The sequence below is a fragment of the Paenibacillus xylaniclasticus genome (assembly GCF_004001065.1).
Lineage (GTDB): Bacteria > Bacillota > Bacilli > Paenibacillales > Paenibacillaceae > Paenibacillus_T > Paenibacillus_T xylaniclasticus.
In genome coordinates, this window is the sequence record NZ_BIML01000017.1 from 94,362 (window position 1) to 116,661 (window position 22,300).

Annotated in this window: 17 protein-coding genes, 2 tRNA genes and 2 pseudogenes; 9 read left to right on the top strand and 12 right to left on the bottom strand. The window is 49.2% G+C overall.

The window, feature by feature from the left end:
- Window positions 1-24: 24 nt before the first annotated feature.
- Entirely contained in the window at window positions 25-858 is an 834-nt protein-coding gene (locus PXY01_RS15590; protein ID WP_127570941.1) for an RMD1 family protein, read from the bottom strand.
- A gap of 233 nt (window positions 859-1,091) precedes the next feature.
- Between PXY01_RS15590 and PXY01_RS15595 the strand changes: the two genes are divergently transcribed.
- Window positions 1,092-1,709, top strand: coding sequence for a hypothetical protein (locus tag PXY01_RS15595; RefSeq protein WP_127570942.1), 618 nt, complete (start codon window positions 1,092-1,094; stop codon window positions 1,707-1,709).
- A 34-nt stretch (window positions 1,710-1,743) separates the two neighbouring features.
- On the opposite strand, the gene PXY01_RS15600 is transcribed toward PXY01_RS15595, so the two are convergent.
- The 3 genes and pseudogenes from PXY01_RS15600 to PXY01_RS15610 all read right to left on the bottom strand — a co-directional run.
- Complete coding sequence (locus PXY01_RS15600; RefSeq protein WP_164744450.1) at window positions 1,744-2,991, bottom strand: outer membrane protein assembly factor BamB family protein; 1,248 nt, start codon at window positions 2,989-2,991, stop codon at window positions 1,744-1,746.
- Between the two features lie 169 nt (window positions 2,992-3,160).
- Window positions 3,161-3,430 (bottom strand): DUF2277 domain-containing protein, encoded by a 270-nt coding sequence (locus PXY01_RS15605; protein ID WP_127570944.1) that lies wholly within the window; start codon window positions 3,428-3,430, stop codon window positions 3,161-3,163.
- Window positions 3,431-3,482: 52 nt separating this feature from the next.
- Window positions 3,483-4,304, bottom strand: a pseudogene (locus tag PXY01_RS15610) (DUF3221 domain-containing protein); the annotation flags it as partial.
- 432 nt (window positions 4,305-4,736) lie between these two features.
- On the opposite strand from PXY01_RS15610, the gene PXY01_RS15615 reads away from it, so the two are divergent.
- Window positions 4,737-6,647 carry an ATP-binding protein gene (locus PXY01_RS15615; RefSeq protein ID WP_127570946.1) on the top strand — a complete coding sequence of 637 codons (1,911 nt, stop codon included), beginning with the start codon at window positions 4,737-4,739 and terminating at the stop codon, window positions 6,645-6,647.
- 128 nt (window positions 6,648-6,775) lie between these two features.
- Here PXY01_RS15615 and PXY01_RS15620 read toward each other — a convergent pair whose 3' ends face one another.
- Window positions 6,776-7,459 carry a DUF421 domain-containing protein gene (locus PXY01_RS15620; RefSeq protein WP_127570947.1) on the bottom strand — a complete coding sequence of 228 codons (684 nt, stop codon included), beginning with the start codon at window positions 7,457-7,459 and terminating at the stop codon, window positions 6,776-6,778.
- 73 nt (window positions 7,460-7,532) lie between these two features.
- Here PXY01_RS15620 and PXY01_RS15625 point away from each other — a divergent pair.
- The 3 genes and pseudogenes from PXY01_RS15625 to PXY01_RS15635 form a co-directional block, all read left to right on the top strand.
- Window positions 7,533-7,793: pseudogene (locus PXY01_RS15625) on the top strand (shikimate kinase); the annotation flags it as partial.
- Between the two features lie 130 nt (window positions 7,794-7,923).
- Window positions 7,924-8,475 (top strand): glutathione peroxidase, encoded by a 552-nt coding sequence (locus PXY01_RS15630; protein WP_127570948.1) that lies wholly within the window; start codon window positions 7,924-7,926, stop codon window positions 8,473-8,475.
- Between the two features lie 142 nt (window positions 8,476-8,617).
- Window positions 8,618-10,696 carry a serine hydrolase domain-containing protein gene (locus PXY01_RS15635; RefSeq protein ID WP_127570949.1) on the top strand — a complete coding sequence of 693 codons (2,079 nt, stop codon included), beginning with the start codon at window positions 8,618-8,620 and terminating at the stop codon, window positions 10,694-10,696.
- 57 nt (window positions 10,697-10,753) lie between these two features.
- On the opposite strand, the gene PXY01_RS15640 is transcribed toward PXY01_RS15635, so the two are convergent.
- Entirely contained in the window at window positions 10,754-11,383 is a 630-nt protein-coding gene (locus tag PXY01_RS15640; RefSeq protein ID WP_127570950.1) for a DedA family protein, read from the bottom strand.
- Window positions 11,384-11,707: 324 nt separating this feature from the next.
- Between PXY01_RS15640 and PXY01_RS15645 the strand changes: the two genes are divergently transcribed.
- Window positions 11,708-14,047: a transglutaminase domain-containing protein gene (locus tag PXY01_RS15645; protein WP_127570951.1), complete on the top strand. Its 2,340-nt coding sequence runs from the start codon at window positions 11,708-11,710 to the stop codon at window positions 14,045-14,047.
- A gap of 56 nt (window positions 14,048-14,103) precedes the next feature.
- Here the strand turns inward: PXY01_RS15645 and PXY01_RS15650 are convergent, their stop codons facing one another.
- Window positions 14,104-15,003, bottom strand: coding sequence for a LysR family transcriptional regulator (locus PXY01_RS15650; protein ID WP_127570952.1), 900 nt, complete (start codon window positions 15,001-15,003; stop codon window positions 14,104-14,106).
- A gap of 162 nt (window positions 15,004-15,165) precedes the next feature.
- Between PXY01_RS15650 and PXY01_RS15655 the strand changes: the two genes are divergently transcribed.
- Window positions 15,166-15,549, top strand: coding sequence for a CidA/LrgA family protein (locus PXY01_RS15655; protein ID WP_127570953.1), 384 nt, complete (start codon window positions 15,166-15,168; stop codon window positions 15,547-15,549).
- The gene (locus PXY01_RS15660) at window positions 15,543-16,220 is read left to right on the top strand and encodes an LrgB family protein (protein WP_127570954.1); all 678 of its coding nucleotides are present in this window, start codon (window positions 15,543-15,545) and stop codon (window positions 16,218-16,220) included. The genes PXY01_RS15655 and PXY01_RS15660 overlap by 7 nt, the downstream gene beginning before the upstream one ends.
- Window positions 16,221-16,251: 31 nt before the next feature.
- Here PXY01_RS15660 and PXY01_RS15665 read toward each other — a convergent pair whose 3' ends face one another.
- Window positions 16,252-16,962, bottom strand: coding sequence for a hypothetical protein (locus tag PXY01_RS15665; protein WP_127570955.1), 711 nt, complete (start codon window positions 16,960-16,962; stop codon window positions 16,252-16,254).
- A gap of 55 nt (window positions 16,963-17,017) precedes the next feature.
- Complete coding sequence (locus PXY01_RS15670; RefSeq protein WP_246027964.1) at window positions 17,018-18,247, bottom strand: FAD-dependent oxidoreductase; 1,230 nt, start codon at window positions 18,245-18,247, stop codon at window positions 17,018-17,020.
- Between the two features lie 228 nt (window positions 18,248-18,475).
- On the opposite strand from PXY01_RS15670, the gene PXY01_RS15675 reads away from it, so the two are divergent.
- Window positions 18,476-20,248, top strand: coding sequence for a glycerophosphodiester phosphodiesterase (locus PXY01_RS15675; protein WP_246027965.1), 1,773 nt, complete (start codon window positions 18,476-18,478; stop codon window positions 20,246-20,248).
- Between the two features lie 298 nt (window positions 20,249-20,546).
- Here PXY01_RS15675 and PXY01_RS15680 read toward each other — a convergent pair whose 3' ends face one another.
- The 3 genes from PXY01_RS15680 to PXY01_RS15690 form a co-directional block, all read right to left on the bottom strand.
- Window positions 20,547-21,791, bottom strand: a complete 1,245-nt coding sequence (locus PXY01_RS15680; protein WP_127570958.1) for a DUF4153 domain-containing protein — start codon at window positions 21,789-21,791, stop codon at window positions 20,547-20,549.
- Between the two features lie 215 nt (window positions 21,792-22,006).
- Window positions 22,007-22,080 (bottom strand) — tRNA-Pro (locus tag PXY01_RS15685).
- Between the two features lie 24 nt (window positions 22,081-22,104).
- Window positions 22,105-22,179: transfer RNA gene (locus tag PXY01_RS15690), tRNA-Gly, on the bottom strand.
- Window positions 22,180-22,300 lie beyond the last annotated feature (121 nt).

Consider the following 22,300-nt stretch of genomic DNA (forward strand, 5'->3'; position numbering starts at 1 on the left):
ACGCTCAATTGTGCTGCTAATGCGTTACGGCAGCCATCCGACAATCTGAAGTACCGTCAGAACGACCTCTACAACGATCAGAATGACAATGACCCATTCGACGAATAGGCCCCGAATCGAGTGGCTAATTGTAGAAAATCCCTCCATGATGCGGTACAGTACCTCCGTCTTGCTCTTTAATATTTTGTACCGATCACTAAGCTCGAAAAATTCAACCATCCGTTCGTAAAATTCCCTGGCACTGCTGCTCGACCACGTAATGTCAGGCTTGTCGAGAATCATAATATATGAAATCGTATTATATTCATGCCGCATAATGATAGCTGTCGTACGTGCCAGCTCCTTGCTGCCGATCGACAGATTGCCTTTCTCCAGCCGATCGATCATATGTTCAAGTTTATCGTGGATCTTGCCGAGCTGCTCCTCAATCCTCTCCAGTGCCGCCGACTTGGCCAGAACCGTTGAGATCAGCTCCGGGTAGAATGATTCGTACTCCGGCACGACGACAAACTCATCGGTCAGCTCCAGACTTCCCTTCTTATCAACCTGCAATCGATAATCATCGGTATACCGGTATGCATGCTGAATATCGATGTCCGGCTCGAAAGTCTGGATATAACGGAGAAACTGAAGCACCTCGTCCTCATGCGCATGATTAACGAATACGACGCTCCCGAAAGAGAAGACGAGCACCTGCGACTTATCAATCGATTTATGCAGAATTGACTGTAGAATATCACCTTTAAGCGTAAGCGGCTCCTCCCAGGTAAACTTCTTGGGGATGCCGCAGTGGATTGCAATTTTGTTCAAATCGATTTCATTCGTTACGGCGTATGCTTTAAATTTAATTTCCTTCATACTGGTCGAATCACCCCCTATCCTCCTTAACCTGCTCTTGCCTGCGTAACAGGACACGGACGCTCCTATTGCTAATGTATTGCTGAGCAGGCCCAATATACATGGCAGAGGCCATTCCAATCGGAGCCGCGACAGAGATCCATTCGACTACGAGACAGAATGCTGTATAATAATGGTGCATCATCAGAGCTGAACAACCGCTTGCGCGGAAAGCATAAGCAAGGAGAATGAGAATGGGCAAAATGGACGAAGTCATCATCGTAGTTCCAAGAGAGCAGCTGTTTCAAGGCGAGGAGCTCTCATTTCAAGGGGTGCAGCGCGACCCAGCGGCTGTAGCGGCCCTCGACCGCATCATCGCCGAGAATTACACGACTATGAGACGCGGAGATGCAGAAGACAATGAAGCGTACAAGCAGCCGATTCCGTACTGCGTCATACGCCGCGGCAACGAGATTTATATGTATCGACGTCTGGGCGGAGGGGGAGAAGCGCGGCTGCACGACAAGCTATCCATCGGCGCCGGCGGACATATGAACGATATCGATCGGGCTGAATCGTTCCAAGAGGTGCTCCGCATCAATCTGGAGCGCGAGCTGGAGGAGGAGCTGAGCATCGAATCCCGGTCACGGGAATTTACGACGATCGGCTTCATTAATGATGACGATAACGAGGTGGGTAAAGTCCATATCGGTCTGCTCGTTATTCTCGACATTGAGGAAGGCGGTACGGTCGAGGTTCGGGAGACGGATCAGCTGCAGGGCGAGTGGATCTCTGCACAAGGGCTGCTGCATGAGGACATTTACGAGAAGCTGGAGACGTGGTCGCAGATCGCTGCGAAAGTATTGGTATAACACAAAGGGGCGCCTTGGCGGGCGCCCCTTTATTTTATTTTTGAGGAATAGCCGTAATCTTCGTTAGCCCGATATTATCGAGCAGCGCGTATACATTGCCGTCCTTGCCGATAACGGATGTTGTCAAGGTTGGGCCGCTCTTATTGCGGTATAGAAGAATAAACCGCTCATTCCCGTCCTTATCCAATGAATAGAGCGTTCCGCCCGCATCTGAGAAATAGACATTGCCTGCCGGGTCAGACGTCATCTCATAAGCAGCCGAGTAGCCTTGGTAACGGATTTTATAGCTCCAGATTGGGTTCCCTTTCATATTGATTTTGGAAATCCCATTCTTGCTTGCGCGCAGCTCATTACTAACATACAATCCGCCCTTGCGGTCAATCGGCAAGCTCGTATCAAGCAGCCATTGCGAATTAATCGCAGCCCCGCTAACGTTCTTCCCGGTGCTGGAGTCGATCAGAACCAACGATCCGCTCGCTGGCGTATACAGCAAGTATTGATCTTGTCGGATAGGCGTAAAATCACCCTTAATATCCCGACTCCACAATATACTGCCCGCATCGTCTAATGCGTACAGCGTCGTATCCGTCTGAACAAACGTCCTTCCTTGACGATCGGCGAACATGCCGGTAATGTTAGAGCTTGATAATTGGTAAAGACCATAGTCCGTCGTCGTCAACTGAAGAATCTCTGTATTCGTCCATGCAATAGCACCGTTCTTGATGCCGATAATGCCGTCATCGTTGAACGTAACGAACGTCCCTTTGGAATTGCCGCCATATTGGAGGAACGCGGTCGCTTTCGGGTTGTCGAGTGCGCTTTCCCACAGCAGCTTTCCTTTCTCCGATAACGCTGACACATGACCAGACTCATACTCGTCCAGAAGCTTGATCGGCCGTTGAACGGCATAGATCGTCCCATCGGCTCCAACCAGCAGAGAATAGTGATTAAACGAAAAGCTCGGCAGCGTATAACGCCACTGCACTTTACCATTCAAATCATAACTAACAACTGAATTGTTTTGCGTCACGATGATACGGTCCTTTGTCTTATTCGTCACGATGTCTCCGCCATCGCTGAACTCCTTCACCCATTGCAATTGATAACTCTTGCTGCCATACAATTTCAGCGTCTCGCCGCGATCGTTCCGATACTTCAGCTCCTTATACTCTTTCGACGGAATTTGATACGGCTTGGCTGCTGCCGAAATTGTAGTCATCCCCAAGCTTACAATCATCAGGACACAAAATAAAACTTTAATTGAAATCCTCCCATGTTTCATTCTCATGTCTCCTCACTGCACGGCATTGTACTATTAATTTACACTTATTTACTTATGTTGATATTATAATAGACATTGGAAATTTATAAAATATATAAAGAATATTATGTTGCGAAAAAAAGAAAGCAGCCTCTTCCTGATGGCTGCTTTCAACCTATGAAGCTTTATACTACCCTCCGAACCGCTTCTGCGCCCGCTGGCGGGCACGCTCCGCCTCGACCTCCCGGTTGCGCGGCGCGGCTGTCGTCACAAGCGAATCGAGAAGCTTGCTTGCCGCGGCGGTCACTTCCTCAACTGCGAGCTGGAACGCCGCTTCATTCGCCTTAGAAGGGGTGTTAAAGCCCGACAGCTTACGGACGAACTGCACGGCAGCCGTCCTTATTTCATAGTCGGTAGCCGGAGGATCAAAATTGAATAACGTTTTAATATTACGGCACATTCGTAATCCCATCCTTCGATTATAATAGTCCCTTGCCCCTTATCGTTACAGCTTAACTAATCCACGTTAAATCTGCCTTCGTCACTTGCCACAGGCCGTCAGCCAGCTCCACAACGACTCTCATTCCGATGGCGCCAAATTCCGCCCTGAACTTCGAGCCCTCCAGTACCATTCGCTCCTTAGATAGCTCTACTTGGTCTACGCGCAGCAGCACGCCTTGCAAAGCGGTCGAATTCGCCTCCCGCTCCTTAGCTTCTTCCTCCCATAGCTGCTCAAAAGTAGAATTCTTCACGGGAACCTCATAACCGCTCAAAGCTTTCAGAATTTGCTGCTTATCAATATCGTCAACGTTCTCCAAATGACTCATATCAACCGCGATATACTTCATATCGCCATTCAGCGCCTCATCAATTGGCATAAACGCGTTAAGCGCAAGACCGTACAGCTCTCCCATATCTGGCTCCTGTTCCTGGTCGAATACTTCAACAGAGATGATCTTATCTTTCCCGTTTCTCGCCAAGGACACAGTCCAGCGCGCGGCGGATGGATCATATTTCGCGCCCGTAATGACCGGATCACTAATACCGTTCATCTCATACGAAGTGATCACTTTCCGAATCGCTTCCGACTCCGACATGACCGCCCCCTTCGGCTTTGCTTGATCCAGCACTTCCGCCCGATCCGCCCTCCCTTGCGCGGGATAGGATTCCAGAACCCCTCCGCCCTCTGCCCATACTTCTACCTTGTGTCCCAGCTCGATACCGGGCGGCATGTTCGTGAACCAGATCGCTTCATAGAAATGGCTCATGCCGCCATTCGCGCTGTAATCACGCGATTCCGGTGAAACAACCAGCATCTTGTCTCCTTCCGTACGTACAACGTACCCGACGAAGCCGGCCTCCTCAGCCTCTCTGTCCGGTGATACAGATGTCGCCGCTGCTGTCTTAGGATCACCCGTGCTCTGCCGAAGGTTATCATCTGAGGCGGCTCCATCTCAACATGCCGCCAGCATCAAGACACATCCCACAACCACTATCGACTTTCTAAAATACATTCGCGCCCACTCCTAATAGGTTAGCCATCTATAATAGGATAGACGCACTCGTGCCGCACTAAGGTTGCATCCAATATGCGAAAACGGCTCAGAGTTTACAATTACTGTATCCTATTAGTTCAAATACCTGCCAGAGAAGCTAAATTTCTTCTAAAGCAGCCGCCATGCATAGGAATTAATCAAATCGTGTTGAATTTTATCATGTTGAATCTTAATATGAGACCAAATGTGTTCATTGTCTGAGGTGACTTCATGAGCTTGTTCCGCATCAAGACGCCCATTCTGCTTGTAGGTGTAATCCTTACCCTTCTGCTTGCTTTTCCGCACATTGGATTTGCTAATCAAGCGCAGTCGGCCGAAATTATTGTTCGAGAGTGGGAATTGCAATGGTTTAATGATAAAACGCAGCCAGAACGACTTAACGCCCCCTCCATGACGGAGCCCTGGCTGAAGGCAGACCTTAACAGACCCACTAATAAGATTCCGAAAGGCTCTACGGGTGCATGGATTCATATCTCCATTCCGCCTACAGCCGACTGGACAACGCCTGGCCTGCTCTTCAGCCGGATATATGGCACCAGCATCTCGGTCTATCACGAAGGCGTGCTCATCTATCAATCAACCCGTGATTTTAGCTTTGAACGCGATAAGCTGCTTTTACCGCTCAACCCGCAATCTGTGCCGTCCGAGCTGTATTTACGTATCACGTCGCAGGAGCGGGCCGGGCTTAACAGCTCCATACGGCTCGGTAGCTTCGAAGCTTTGTCGCATGCAAGCACAATCCAGGAGCTGCCTGACCTTCTACTCGGCTCATCTATCGCTTTCATGGCAGTCATTATGCTGCTAGTCTCTGGCTACCTGCATACTCATCAGCGCAAGGCGTGGATATCGCTAAGTCTGATGGCGCTTGCAGTAAGCATTATGATCATTACATACTCGACATTTCTGTTTACTTACTTCAAATCATACGGTAAGCTGCTGCAATTGCTGTTCGACCTGTCTATGATTGTTGTTTTTCCTGCACTGCACTTATATGCGGGCACTGTATTCGAAGGCAAGTTAACCTTATATCGAAGGTTCGGACAATGGTTTGTCATCTATAATATGTTCTGTTTCATGATCCTGCTGATTTACAATGTGGTCGGGGAGCCCTTGTACGTCTATTACAAGCTCTTCACGTTCACCCTGCTCGCGCCTATATTGCTGATACATCTCATGCTCGTTATCGGACAGTCCATCGTCCAAGCCATTCAAGGCAACAAGAACGGCAGCATTCTTATAATGGGATTCGCCGGCTTTGCCATTGCGTTCGGGGTGGACCTCTACATCATGTACACTGACGAAGCGCATCCAATGCTCTACTTCTGGAAAATTGGCGTTATGTGGCTTATTCTCTCGTTCGTCGTTGTACTTGCCCGGAGGATTTCGGCTGATCGAAGACAGCTCTTGGCTTACTCAGAGGAATTAGAGCTGTTCAACCACCAGCTTCAGCGTACGGAGAAAATGAAATTCGTGAGTGAGCTTGCGGCATCGATCGCTCATGAGGTGCGCAATCCTCTGCAGGTGACAAGAGGGTTCTTGCAGTTCATCTCCGGCAAATCTAACGAAGCCTCCAAATCCCATTTCTCGATTGCAATCGATGAGCTGGATCGGGCTTCGATGATGATTACCGACTTCCTTACCTTCGCCAAGCCAGATCTGGATTCAACCATCGAAGAGCTCAATCTTCAACAGGAAATGGCCGTCATCGAGACAATAATGAGCCCACTGGCCGCCATGCGCGGCACCATCCTGCAGGTTGAAGCCGCCACTCCGCTGTATGTAATGGGCAGCTCGGCGAAGTTCAAGCAAGCTGTTATGAACATTATAAAGAACAGCATCGAAGCCATTCATGAGAAGAAAGACGGAATGGTAAGCATAAGCACGTACGAAAGCAACGGCATGGCTGGCATCTGCATCTCCGATAACGGGGAAGGGATGGACGAAACGCAGCTTGCTAAGCTAGGAGAGCCATACTACTCAACTAAGAATACAGGAACCGGACTCGGCCTAATGGTGACCTTCCGAATTATTGAGATTATGAATGGAACCGTTCAGTATCACAGCAAGAAGGGACAAGGCACCGAAGCGTTAGTCCTCTTACCTCTCGTCCATAAACCTTAAGGGCGTATCGGCAAAGTCAGCCGCTGTACACAGAGAACAGACTCTCGCTAATAGCACCCGTAAACTCATCCGCGTATCGAGAAGAGGCTTACGGGTGTCTTTCAATTTCGGATATCCTATCCGTCTGATTACCTCTTCGTCTTGGCTTGAACGAAAAGCCCGTCTCCCTCCAGCCACTCCGCAATAAATACATCACCTGGATCATTCACTTGATGCATCTGAAGCTGCTTGGTCAGCCATATTTCGTCGTACCCCAATTCCCTCACCTCGTTCCACAGTACCTTACCGTCTCGTATGAGCGTAACAGGCACATAAAGAGGAGAACTAGGAAGACCCAAATCCCCCTGCGTCGTCTTCTGATATTGCGGCTTCTTCAGAATACTAATAGCTCCATTGAACTCCAGATAACAATAAGCAACCTCGCGGATCGAGAAGGTTTCGCTCTGCCTCAGAAGGCTTTGCAGCTGATTTAGACTTATCCAGCTTTTCCTCAACGCTTGCCGGTCAATAACTCCATCACGAATAAGGGCGGTCGGTTTACCGTCCACGATGCCGCGAAACCACAGCAGCTTCAGCCCCAAATATTCGACGATGAGCAGCAATGCCCCCCACACCGTCATCGCGAACACGATATCAATAACCCCGACATGACGGTCATACAGCGCATTACCGAGAATTTCTCCAATAGCGACGGCCGTAATGAACGTAAATGGCGTAACCTGCGTAATAATTTTTCTACCGACGATCTTTACAATAACGAACAGTAGGATGAAGCCAACGACTAGCTCAAGAGCCATCTGGACAAACTTCAACGTTCGACTCCCCTTATTCGCTTATAATGACTGGACGTAATGTTTCCAGAATAAAGGGAATTTATGTGCAAACATGCCTCTTATGATATTGAAGACAGTGGGACATGAGCTGGAAAAGATAACGGAGTTGAAATTGTTCCACAACCATATGACGATTGAATTACTGGCCCCATATTTTCAGTTTAATCCTGAAATGTGGCGATTAGTGGATCAATTCCGACAAGATATATTCGAAGCCGCTGCCGCCAGCGACATGTACGGAATGATTTTTACTTATGTATGGGCTTTCGATATGCAGGAGGACTGGGATTATGTCGACCGCATTTGCAAGATAACTTACTACCGAGCACCGACATACACCGTTCGAGGCATGTTCACACGAAAGTCATAAATCATCTCTAAAGTATTCCCTCTCGGCAGTCGACAAAAATATAATCCCCTATCAATAGCCAAGAGGTGCTCTTATGACCATTTATGATTTTACTGTACGTCAATCGAACGGCAAGCGAATTCCCCTGTATCAATACGAAGGGAAGCCAGTTCTCATTATGAATACAGCAAGTAAGTGTAAGTTCACTTCCCAATTCAGCGAACTGCAGAGCCTGTACGATCAATACCATGAGGCTGGTGTGGAGTTTCTCGGCTTCCCATGCAACCAGTTCGGCGGTCAGGAGCCCGGAAGCAACGAGGAAGCTGCTTCATTCTGCCAGATTAATTATGGGGTGAAATTTCCGATGCTGGCCAAGGTCGACGTGAACGGCGAATCGGCTCACCCGCTGTTTGATTATTTGAAGAAGGCCGCCCCGTTCAAAGGCTTCGACGAGTCAAACATTAACGAGAAGCTATTGAAGCTGATGATTACGGACATGAATCCGGAATGGCTTCACGGAGATTCTATTAAATGGAATTTCACAAAGTTTCTTATCGATCGGCAAGGACAAGTTGTCGCACGCTTCGAGCCTGCTGACGATATTGATAAAATCGCAGCAAGCATCGAGCAGCAATTATCGCTTTAAGCTTTGCTCTCCTTATTGCAGATGGGTTGAAGAACCGTATCCGACTGCAGTAGGGGGAGCTCTATTTTTATTGCGGAAAATGGTAGAAACCTCCTGGGACAGTATTACGTAATACCATTATCTACATTCTTAGGAGGGTGCTATGAAGACTAAAAGATTGTTTCGCATGTTAGCTATGATGGTGCTAATCCTGACCATGCTTGCTCCGGCGAGTATAGCGGCTGCCGCCGCTACCGAAGAACCGCAGGCTTATGAGCAAACGATTAAAGCCGCAACTGAGAAAGCCTCGCTTCTTACGACTCAATATGGTGTAACAAGCATTCAGTACGCTCTCATCGATCAAGGAAAGATCGTCGTCTCCGGGCAGTCCGGCGTCAACGATATGGCTGGGAAGAAGCCGCTGACCGCAAACACGATATACGGTATCGGCTCAACCAGTAAAATGTTCACCGCTGCATCTGTCATGAAGCTCGTCGATGCAGGCAAGCTTGACCTTGATCGTCCTGTCGTAGAATATATACCGGATTTTACAATGAAGGATGAGCGCTATAAGCAGATTACGCCTCGTATGCTGCTGAATCATTCCGCCGGTTTCGAGGGATCTTCGCTCTCAAATTCCTTCTTATTATCTGATAACGATACATATGCGCACGATACGCTGCTTAAGCAGCTTGCCGATCAACAGCTGAAGGCTGATCCGGGCGCATTCTCAGTCTATTGTAATGACTGCTTCTCTCTAGCCGAAATTTTGGTTGAGAGAGTCAGCGGTGTTGATTTCACGTCCTACATTCATCAGTCTTTTAGCAAGCCGCTCGGTTTAACAAATACAGGGACACCTCTGAGCCCATTGAACGAATCGGAGATGGCGGCGCTTTATTACCCTCCTTTCCGTAATCAGCTGCCGAGCGAGATTGTAAACTCCATCGGTACGGGAGGCATTTATTCCACGGCGGAGGATCTGGTTCGGTTCTCCCAAATTTTCACCGGACAGGCGAAGGGCATTCTGTCGCCAGCATCGACGGCTGCAATGGCTGAGCCGGAATATAAGAAGGGAATTTGGCCGGAGGATTCCGATAACATCATCAACTTCGGGCTGGGCTGGGACAGTGTAAGCTTGTATCCATTCAGCGAATATGGCATCTCGGCGTTAACGAAGGGCGGAGATACGATTCTGTATCATGCCTCACTAATCGTTCTCCCTGAACACAATATGGCTGCAGCCGTTCTGTCATCCGGAGGCTCAAGCTCGCTGGATCAGCTGCTCGCGAGCGATATGCTGCTTCAAGCACTGCAGGAGAAAGGTGCGATTGACCAGATTAAAGGGGAAAAATCGCACGGGAAGCCAGTCAAAGCCGAAATACCGGCTCAATTGCTAGATGAATCAGGAATGTACGGCTCAACCAATTCATTAATTAAAGTAGACATCACGAAGGATGGGATCATGTCGATTACGACGCCTCAAGCCCCAGAATATCCGGCTGAGAAATATACTTATTCCGAAGACGGCTCGTTCCTAAGTGATGACGGAAGCGTCAAGATCAACATCGTCAAGGAAGACAACGGGCGCACTTACTTATGGACGCAGCAATATATTACGATTCCGGGGTTCAGTCAACTCGCTTTATCCGAATACGCTGCCGAGAAGCTGGCGCCTAACGAGGTCTCGGAGGAAGTGCTCGCCGCCTGGAAAGAAAGAGACGGCAAGACCTACTATCTCATTAACGAGAAATATACCTCCGTCACATTCTTGTTGCCGCCTGTCCTCCTGATTGAACTGTTCCAAGAAGCTCCTGGATATGTGGTGGATCGTAAAATCATCGACGCGAACGCAGCAACACCCGACCATCAAATTCCTTCGACGGGAAGCCGCGATTACACACCTCTTCGTTTCTATCAGCAGGATGGAACGGAATATCTGTTAACCGGAGGCGCACTATTCGTAAGTCAAGATGCATTAAAGCCGCTTTACGCGGGCAAGCGCTCATCCGTAACGATACCAGCGACCGGGTATGCGAAATGGTACACCATTCCTGATAAGGCCGCAGGTAAAACGATAACGGTATCCACATCAGCCAAAGGCTCGTACGCGGTATATGACGAGAACGGAACGTGCGTTGATTATGGCATCGTCAGCCCGGACAATACGACCGTCCTTCCTGCGAGCGGTACGATTATGTTCGCCGGCGAAGCGGGAGCGAAATTTAGCGTTACGCTGAACTAATAGCTTTATATACCAATACACCGCCAAGGGCTCGGCCCAATGGCGGTGTGTTGCTGTTTATAGTCCTGCCGACGCGTCCGGCTTAGACGATTGGCGCTTGCGCTTAACCGCTAACCGTATCGCTGCATAGGCTGCGGCGATAACAGCTAATACGCCCAGCGAATAGTAACCGTAACGGTCAATTAGTCCGTTAATTTCGTCCAACCGATTGCCAACGAACGTGCCGATAATAAAGTAAATGGAGGTCCATACGAAAGCAGTCGTATAGGAGAACAGCGCGAACCTCCGATAACCCATCCCATTCACCCCGACCAAGTAAGGCATCACATTCCGCAGCAGTGGGAAGAAGCAGCTGATGCTCACCGCGAAGCTGCCATATTTGGCGTTAAGCGCTTCAGCTTTGGCCATGAACTTGCCAATATTCGGTTGGCGAAGAAACCGGCGAATAAGCTTCTGAGCTGAAAATTTGCCAAGCATATAGCCAACCGTCGCCCCCGAGCACACACCCATATACAAAAAGATGAATGCCGGCACCGTGTTAATCAATCCTCCAGAGCTAAGCGCTCCTCCGGTTATGGCGACGACCTCATTCGGTACTGGAAGTCCCACAACCCCTAAACATAGGGTGAGAAATAATGAGACCGCACCGAATTGATCAATAAAGTTAAGCAGTAAATCGTAAGCCATTACCGGCCTCCTAGCGTGTGAACCTTTATCTTTTCTACATGTAGCGACAGGTTCCGGGAGCAGAAACCAAAAGCAACAGAGTCGAGATTCATTATGTCCTGTACCTCTATCATTACGGTCCTGCCGGTAATGAAGTTTCAAGATACCACGAGCGACGCAAGTAAGCACAAGCTTCGGAGAAAGGTTCTCCGAAGCTCTTTATTATACAAAAATCGCCATATGTCTACCATGATTTAATATAATGTTGTATTATAATGTTATTTATTGTCTTAGTACCACAAAATCTATAAATTTCAAAATATTAACTAAAGGAAGGTGTATGAGTTGAACAAGGTAATAACCTTACTTCTGCTAGCAAGCTTGCTGCTTGTAGCTTGCACAGACGGAGATAAACCAGAAGTAAAGCAAGTTCAAGCTCCCTCGGACAAGGTGATTCAAACCAACACTACCGGAGGAACGGTTCTTGACCTTAAGAAAAAATACGGCTCCGATCAGGACAAGTCCATCATGCCGATGTACAATGTTCCCCGTGATAAAGTGTTCGAATTCAAATTCAACAGCGACATTTCGGGCGAGAAGGACGTTATCACCGTCCACACCGATATTAAAGCGGAAGAAGCGAGTCGCATCTCAAGCTTTATCTCTCCCAAAGACTATGGTGAGAATAAGAGTACGCTCGAAATCAAGCCAATGATGCCTGTGCTTGCCTCCCCCGATCATCTGAACCAATATGAGGGCTGGGGTAATGCGCCGATCTACTACATTCGGATCAACTACGATATGGATGCGACAACGCCTACCAAGCTCGATAAGCCGATTATCATTCCATTCACCGTCAAGTCTGATGTAGAAGTGCCCAACCTGAAGGCGACCGTCAGCCAAGATGGCCGTTTGAAATTGACGTGGAACGCAGTACAAGGCGCTACTGAGTACAAAATTTATCAACGCCGCAAAATCGTACTGCTCGATACAAAGAATCTTCCGGTAACAGGGGCCGAAGAAGGATATAGCGGACTTGGACCGAGCCTCGAGGCCACGGTGAAGGGAACCGAGTTCGACGATTTTCTCCATGACGGCAAAGGCGGCCTCCTTCAGGTTGAAGATCTAATCTCAGCACAGAACAGGGGCGTCAATGGGGAGTATTATGTTACAGCAGTCAAGGATGGCAAGGAATCCATCTTAAGCAATGCCGTCAGTACGGTCACGCTCTCTTCCCAGCTGCCGCACGAGCTTAAAGAAACAAACAATATTTTCTTCAAATTATTCGACAGCACTTCTTCTTTGCCATTGAGCGTTGACGTGACCTTCATTGATGGTTCCGTTGCTCCGAGAGACGTCATCTACGATACGAATGTAACCATTGCAGAATTCGGAGAAACTAATCTTCCTTTTGCAATTAAAGGTACGGCAATGAAAGGCACGGTCAAGGTCAAGAATCTAACAGATGCCGATCTTCAGGCACTTGCCAAAGCACAGTCGCAAGAAAGCTCTACCGGGTTGGTTGCGCCTGAGAATACAACCCCCTATGTACCGAGCCCGGATGTACCGACAATTATTGAGGCTCCATCTTCCAGCAACGAGCAGGAGCAGAGCATTGAAGAAGCCCAGAAGGAAAATACGAAGAAGAAGGTCGACGAGGGTAACCAGCAGCCGCTGCCTACTCCTGAAGTAATTGAGGACGTCAAGATTAATGCCAATACGGCGCTTGAAGAATATTTGGCCGTGAACTTGATTGATGCTCAAAACAGCGTCTCGCTGAAGGCCTTTCCAGAAGCTCAAAACTTCGAGACTCTCTCCGATGTCCTGCAGGAGGTTGTCTATCAGAACCCCCTTATTCTCGGGCTGCGGGGATGGGAATATAATTACGGCACCTTGAAGCTTACGTTGAAATACGAAGAATCCGCGGACAGCATCAAGAAGAAGCAGCAGGAAATTGTTACGGAGGCAGGAAAAATTATTGCCGACACGATTAAGCCGGAGATGTCCGATGAAGAGAAATACAAGGCGATCTACGATTATTTGAACGACAACTCGAGGTATGATGAAGCTGCACTCGAGAATGCAGAAGCTAACGACTTTAAGAAAGTCGATGCCGAATTTAATGACTCGTTCACGACTTACGGCATTATGGTTAAGAAGGTCGGCGTGTGCGCCTCCTATGCATCCGTATACAAAATGCTAAGCGATCTCGCAGGACTGGAGTCAATCGTCGTGACCGGCGATATGGATGGTGTTCCGCATGCATGGAACAAGGTAAAGCTCGCTAACGGCTGGGTCAATGTCGACTCTACGAACAACGAAACGAACAGCGGCATTCCTTATCTTCTCTTCAACTCCAGCGATGAGACGGCACAATCGTTGGGCTTCACATTGTCGAATGAATTCTGGGCGGACGATCAAATTTCGGATTTTGAAGCTGTAGACGGCTCCAAGGATTATTATGTGGTGAATGGTCTGGAATCTAAATCATCATCCGAACTCGGCACTTTGCTATCGAAGCAAGTCGATGCAGGCAATACCTACATCGTTATACGTCTGGCTGCTAGGATCGATCAGGATGAACTATTGGACGAGATAAAGAACATACTCATTAAACTGCCAGAGGAACAGCAAGACAAAGCTTGGATGGGCAGTTTAAGCAATTACGTAATCATCGGGTTATAATTGTAGAAAGCTGCAGCGGGTCGAGATGACCTGCTGCAGCTTTGCTTTACAGACGTTTAGTGATGCACCGAAGCTTCAGCGAACAGCTCTCGTGTGAACCGAATCCACTCCCGCGTCGCCATGGACAGATACCCTTCCTTGCGCCACGCCATTGCCAACCGCCAAGGGATGACAGGCTGCACAAGCGGAATGGCCCGCACTAACTCCGGGTGAAGCCGCCGACACATCGCGTCGGGCAGCATAGCGACCCCGAGCCCGGCGCCGGCCAGCTCCCCAATAAAATCCCATTGAGAGCTCTCATATAAGATGTGAGGCTCGAAGCCCTCCTTTCGGCATTCGCCGATAATCCGATCATGCAGCGCGAAATCATCGTTGAACAGAATGAATGACTCGCCCGCCAGCTCCGCCAGCTCAATTCGCTCCCTGTCTGCCAGCGGATGCGAGGGCGCAACGAGCACATTCATCCGATCGTCTACGATCGGATACGTCTCGAACGCTTCTGGATCAACAGGAAGCAATACTACGCCCGCTTCCAACGAGCCGTCAGCGATACTCTCTTCTATCTTCTTCGCCCCTTCTTCCACAAGCTGAATGGCAATGCCGGGGTACCTATCCCGGAACCGCTTAATGATCGGCGGGAAGAACCGCGCCCCTGCCATAGGCGGCAGCCCGATCCGAACGGTTCCCTTGTTCAAGTAAGTGAGCTCGCCAAGCTCAGTAACGAGCCCGTCGAACAGCTGAAGAATGGGACCGGCGTGACGGTAGATCGTCTCGCCGGCATCTGTCAGCCTCACCTGCTTACCCTCCCTGACGAACAGTTCAACGTTAAGTTCCTCCTCCAGCGACCGTACAATTTTACTGACCGATGGCTGCGTCAAGTGCAGCACTTCGGCAGCTTTCGTAAAGCTGCGATGGCGCACAATTTCCGTTATACATTGCAAATGGCGGATATCCATAGATTTATAATGCCAGCCCCTTATAATCATTCCATATTGGAATGTAAATAATTCAATATATTCATTTTACGCATGATTGGGCTAGGCGTATACTTTCCTTCATACGAACTAGCGGCAACGAATGCCGTTTAATAAGACCCTGATATGAAGGAGTAGGGACAGATGGCTCGCAAATGGCTTCGAATTATGATTCAGATTGCGTTCTTCATCGCGCTCGCCCAGTTGTCTGACGCGCTGGTTGATTGGCTGCGGCTCCCGGTACCTGGTACTATCGCCGGCATCTTTATTCTATTCGTGCTGCTGAAGCTGAAGATCATCAAGCTGCAGTGGATTAGTCAAGGTGCGGATTGGCTGCTCGCAGAGATGCTGCTGTTCTTTATACCAGCAGCGGTCGGCGTAATGAAATACACAGACTTAGTCGTTCATAGCGGGCTTCGCATGGCGATTGTCATCATAAGCAGCACCATTGTGGTCATGGTATGCGCTGGATGGATTGGAGAGAAGGTTGCAGCGCGGCAGAAGCAAGGGAGGAACGCAGCATGCTAAGCGGCGTCTGCTGGCTTATATTTACGTATATTGTATATCGCGGGGTCAAAGGATTATACCGAGCTTATCCGAAAATTTATTTGACTCCGCTGCTCGTCACCCCTGCTATCGTCATTACCGTGCTTGAGTTATCGGACGTCAAATTCGACGAATACGATCAAGGGGCACATCTGCTAAGCGATATGGTCGAACCGGCTACAATTGCGCTCGCCGTGACGTTGTATCGACACCTCGACGCGCTGAAACGGAACGCCCTTGCGATTCTCGCTGGCGCAGGCACCGGAGCGATTGCCGCCATCATCTCTTCCGCTGGACTTGCCTGGCTGCTTGGATTAAAGCCAGAGCTCGTCAATAGTCTTGCGCCGCGCTCCGCGACGACGCCTATCGCAATCGCCGTATCTGGCACGACCGGCGGTGTACTCACGATTACCGCCGTCGCTACTCTAATTACAGGCGTACTCGGCCTCATCATCGGACCGCTTATCGTCCGCTGGTTCCGTATCGAGAACCCTGTAGGGCGGGGCATTCTGTTCGGGACAGGCTCCCACGCTGCCGGCATTACCAAGGCGCTGGAATACGACGCCATGACCGGCTCGGTCGCAGCCGTTGCGATGATCTTTACCGCCTTTATTACTCTTCTCGCAACCCCTTGGCTGCTCTCGCTTATCTAGTAAGCGAGAGCAAAGTACCCTTTCATTGTACCTAAATAACCGACATTTCCTTCTTCAGATCATCGATTGTGTCAATGTGATGTAGCTGTTCGTATTCAATGCTTAGCAGCTTCGTTGTTCCTGCTGCGTTAGCGCCGTTGCTCGCTTCCTTACACGCTGCGAACAGCTCTATTCTCCGCTCGTACTGCTCTAAGTCCTGAATCATAAGCAATAGCTCTTGCAGGAGCGTTTCGGAGAAATCCGCAGTTGTTAGATGGATATTTAATATATAAGAAAGAACCGGTTCTTCAGGAATAAAAATTCCGCGTTCGTCTGCGATGCTGCTTACCCCTTCTTCTAGAGAAGCCGTATAATATGGTATATCAAGGTCGATTTGATCGATGTCGCTTAATTCGTACAACGTCGGATACCGTTCCTTCAGCTCGTCCTCAACCTGGCTTTTCCAGTAGACCATGCCGTAGTTATCCTCCAGATCGCCATAAGACGCCGATTGTTCGACGAATATCCTCTTCTGCTTGCTGACATCCATGACATCGTAAACCTCGGCCCTATACTGATTGAACTTAGGAATATAAGAGCTCCCTCTTACCGATACGTCCATATTGTACTTTTCTTTCATATAGGTTGCCGCCTCTTGTCTCAATTCAGCATGCTTCCAAGGGTATCCGTATATGCCTGTAAAAATATACCCAATGCCAAGCAGCATTAACAGCCCGACAACCGAAATAATCAGCCATTTCATGATCATCACCCTATTTCATACTACCAGCAGCTGGGGTATTCGCCAATCTATTATATTATCCTCCTTGTAGCAGCCGTCCTATAATCTGTTCGAGTTGCTCCGGCTCAAGCGCATGATTATACACGCCCAGGAATGCCTTTGTCGCTTCGGGATGAGTAGCGATTAACCGATTAACTGCCATCTGCTCCGGCGTGAACGGAACGTTCTTCGTAATCTGGCACGCCATATGATAACGGGGCAGCATTGCCGCTTCCGTCATACTCGCATATTTGTGTGCCATTTCCCCCCAATGCGTATCCCAGCGCTCGTGCCCGGATAAGATGCCAGTTAAGATACGCGCTCCTTGCAATGCGTCATGCATGCCCTGCCCGACAGCAGGGTCCTTGAAGGATAACGCGTCTCCGACGAGTGCCCACCCTTCTCCCATTCCTTGATACCAATCGTTGTCATATCCTCTCATTCCGCGTATTCTGCCAACAAGAGCAGATTTGCGCAGTCGCTCCGGCAATGGCGAGTCTGTAAAGCTGATGTCGATTAACTCTCGCATAGCGACTTCCGAAGATTGAGCGAACCGACTGCTCCATTCCTGATCATCTAGCGGAAACATCGCGCCGATAACGTACAAATGATCGCTCGTTGGAAACGCGATGACCAATTTATCCTTAATTTTATACATCTCCACATGGATGGCTCCATCCTGCTCGTAGCCTGAGAAATAGCCAACATAGGACGCATAATCGGTTGGAACCGTCCTCAGGCGCATGCTGTTCACTCGGCTTCGTATAGTTGAATTGCGGCCATCGGCGCCGACCACAAGCTTGGCTATGAACCGCTCCACCGCCCCGCTGCGGTGGACACCCGCAATTCCGGTAATCGTGTTTCCCTCCCGAATGACATCCGTTACGCGAAAGCCTTCGATTGCGGTGACGCGGCTCTGCGCCGCCGCATGCTCAAACAAAGCCTGATCCAAATAGATCCGTCGAATACACAAGCACTCGGTTTCCTGGTGCACCGCGGGAAACTCGCCGTCGATGACAGCGTCTTCAAGCTGGACGACCGCCCTTCGGTACAACGGCGTGCCGGTCGCCAGCAGCCGGTCCAGCACCCCCATCTGCCGCAAAATCGCTACAGAATTGTTGAAGAAATTATGGGTTGATAATGTATCGCTCGGGAATTCGCCTTTATCAACCAGCAGCACTTCATAGCCCGCTTGTGACAGCTCGTAAGCAAGCGTTGCGCCAGCAACCCGGGCGCCGACAATGATGACATCATAGTGATGGTTCATTCCATCCATTCCTCCCGTTTGATGTTGGCCGATTACCGGCTCTTCCGACAAGCTTATTAAGCCAAGTGATATCCTATGCCCGCTTTCACATGACCTAGTCTCTAGTCCATAGATTTGGGAATGAATATCGTCCTGACATTCTAGTATAATTTAGAGTAATCCTGTATCTTTATTACTAGAATAGCTTCTCAGCATTATTAAGGTCTGCTTGATGAAAGGATGAACACCATGCTCAGACTGCTCAGTCGAAGCATCCGCGACTTCCGTGCCGCTTATCCCCAGCTTCTGCTGTTCGAATATTTATTTATGCTGCTTACCAGCGTCATCATTATTCCGATTATGACGTTCATCTTCAACCGCGTTCTGACCGTTATCGGTTCCGGATCATTAATGAACGATGATGTCGTTCAGCTCGGCTCGAGCTGGCAGGGCATGCTCGGACTAACCCTAATTGGGATGGTTGCTTCCTTCACGGTATTCATTGAGCTGTGCGTACTGATCATTCTCGTGCAGCAGCGATATTTCGGCAATCGAATAGCCATCGTGGATGCGCTGCTAACTGCGCTCCGCCAGACTCCTCGACTGATGGGATTCGGTGCAGTACAGCTGCTCGTGATGCTGCTTGTGCTGATTCCGTTCGTCGATTCACCGATGTCGAAATCGTTCTATGCGCTGTTCAACGTGCCGCTCTTTCTAGAGCGCAACTTCATGCATCCGTCGCTCATTATGTCAATCGTCTATGGCATTCTATTAGCGGCGGCAGCTTACTTGGTGCTTAGATGGATCTTCGTCCTGCATTACATCGTCTTGGAGGGCAAACCAATCGGCGCGGCCATTCGGAGCAGTCTCGATCTGACGCGCGGTCGGCGCTTGAACGTACTCATGTCCCTGTTCTTCTGCAATGCGGTCATCATCGGTACCGGATTTGCAGTCATTTCGGCGCTGTCGTTCTTTCCCTACTGGATCAACCACAATATATTGAAAGCGTTCACCGAGCACTATTCCTTAACTCTGACGACCATGCTGACGTACGTCATGACATTGGCGATCATGCCTCTTAACATCATCATACTAACGCGCTTGTTCTATGTATTCACCCGGGAAAAAGGACGCCATCCGCACGACCGCCTGAAGCTGTATCGCAGCTTCCTCGGCCGCCTGGAGGACAGCCTCACGGAAATAATGAAACGACTTGCGCGTCGGCGGGTGTTTTTCACCGCATTCGTCGCAATCTATATGGCGTCCACGCTATTCGTCGGCCTGAAAGCAAGCGGCCATCTAGTCTATGCCAAGTGGAGCGTACTGATTTCGGCTCATCGGGGCGACGTTGAGAATGCTCCCGAGAATTCGCTTCCGGCTGTTCTACATGCGATCGACAAAGGCATTCAATCCGTGGAGATCGACGTGCAGTTGACCCAAGACGGCGTAGCTGTGCTAAATCATGATGCCACGCTGCAGCGAATGGCCGGCGTGAACAGCCGGGTATCCGATCTAACCTATGCGCAGGTAAAACAGCTCATTATCGGTCATGAAGAGGATGGGACGCCGGTTGGCATCGCCTCGTTGGAGGAAATCATGGCTGAGGCCAAAGGACGGATTAAGCTACTGCTCGACTTGAAGCCCTATGGCTCAAGCGAACCTTTAGTCCGAGAGGTAATTCGGCTCATTCGTGCCTATGAGATGGAGGAAGAAGTATACATTCAGTCGTTCGACAGCGCTATGCTCCGCCAAATCCGCGGGATAGATCCGGATATCCGAATCGGCCAGATTATGTATTTCGCCGTCGGCAACCTGTCATCGCTGGATGTGGACTTTTATACCGTCGAGCAAGTCATGGTGACCAAGCAGCTGTTAAACCAAGCGCACGCCGCCGACCGTGAAGTGTGGGTGTGGACGGTGAACGGGCGGAATAATCTGAAAGAGATGCTGAAGTTCAAAATTGACGGCATCATTACAGATACGCCTTCACTAGCGCAATCGATGGTCGAGCTCGATCTGTAACAAGAGTAATCCATTTTGTCATAACGTTAATAAGGATATCCGTTTGGTGAAATACTTCTCATGGATAACGCAGGAGGTGAATAATGAATGAGCACAAAAGCCAAGCCCGAGAAAAGCACCCCGAAGAAAAATCCGGCGCGATCCAACAATCCGAGCAGGCAAGGAAAGCCTAGCGCTCAGGAGACGACGGAGTAAAGCTGACGCTCACCATATGTCATGATCCACATAACAGGCCATCCTAACCGGATGGCCCGCTTGTATTCTGATCAGTTGGCTGCTATCCGCATCCGGCCTTATGTCAGAAAAGAAATGGGAACGTGAACGTAACTACAGCTGCCCACACTCCGTAAATCGGCAAATACTTCGTCACGGCGCTCTGAATGGCCGCCGGTCCGGTTTTATTTTGCAGAAAGCGAACATAGGAAAGCATAATCCATATCAAATGACTCCAAATTAACAAGTTAGCGCCTAGAACCGCACAACGATTCGGCGTAATTCCATAAGACGACAGCCGGAACGCGATTGCAAGCAGCGCCACCGTATTGAGGATCAGAGCCAGAACGATCAGAGCTCCATTGATATAATCCGACAGGTTCTTCTTCTCGTCCGTTCCGCGCTCGGTAATGGAGAACACAGAGACAGCCAGTACAACTACGAGTATACCATTGAAGGACATTAGAAAATTACGGTCTTGAAATGGATTACTACCGATTCCGATCGCCGTAACTACATAGACAAGCAGCGTAACCAGCACAAGGGGGCTAAAGATTCTAGCGAGATAAGGCACTATATTTCTCGCAAGCTTCAGATTCCCTGAAATAAGATATGCCGCCACAATAGCGAGAGCTGCGGCGCCGAATACGACGACATTGCGAAAATAAAATTCCTCTATCTCCAAGCCCGCCAAACTAAATAACCGCAGCGTCAGCAAAGACAACAGCATCCCGCTGATCGCCATACTTGCATAGAGGATGCTTATTTCCCCGTTAAATTTAAGAAAAGCTAGCCTTGCATCACTCTCTCGATATTGATTCCCCGTGAATGCCAGCCCCAATAGCGCCCATAACAGAACAGGAAGATGCAAATAGACTAGCAGTGTACTGTCTTCCTGCTGCAATGGAAGCAGATTCAAATACACGCCGGAGATAGCAAATAACGATCCAACGGTGAGAATAATCTCTTTGCGTGGTACGTTCTTATACATGAACAGAGCGGCCATGAACAACAGTACGCCCATCACGAGGTTCACCGGACCGCTTGCCAGATCACCTGTGAAATACAGAATAGCCCGAGCGCTAATTCCCGCCAGAACAGCCAGAACACCCATGATGACAAAATCTCTCCGAGGGGCCAATGCCTTACCGGGCTCGACCACCTCCTGAAAGTATAATCGCTCATTCCAGACCGCTAAAATCTTTGACTCGGGATTTCGCTCCCATGCAGATAAGAATGACCGCTTGAATAGCTCTGGCTCACGTCGATACAATCTTTCCAACTCACGCGGACTATCCATGCAGGCCATAATAGGATTATGCTGCTCCATTATAGATACCTCCTCTACTCCTTCAACATCGCCTTAGGGTTAGTTTACCATAAGCTTAACACACATTTATCGTTTTTCAATAAAATAATTCTGATATTAAATATATAATTATTGTTTTGCGTACTTTGCCATGAATATCCGACAATGGAGAGCATGTAAAAAAGCAGCCAGCTGTCGGTTTCTATCCGACAACTGGCTGCCTTCAATTGTTCCTATCGGGATGACACGATTCGAACATGCGACCCCCTGGTCCCAAACCAGGTGCTCTACCAAGCTGAGCTACATCCCGTAAATATGACGGCCTTAAAGGCTATGGAGCGGAAGACGGGAATCGAACCCGCGACCCTCGCCTTGGCAAGGCGATGCTCTACCGCTGAGCCACTTCCGCACAACTCGAAGATTAACATTCTAGCAAAATATCAGACACTCTTCCGCCTGAGCTAAAATCAAAAAAAGAACCACAATGCTGTGGCGGCGATAGTTTACGTAAATATTACACCTTGAAAACT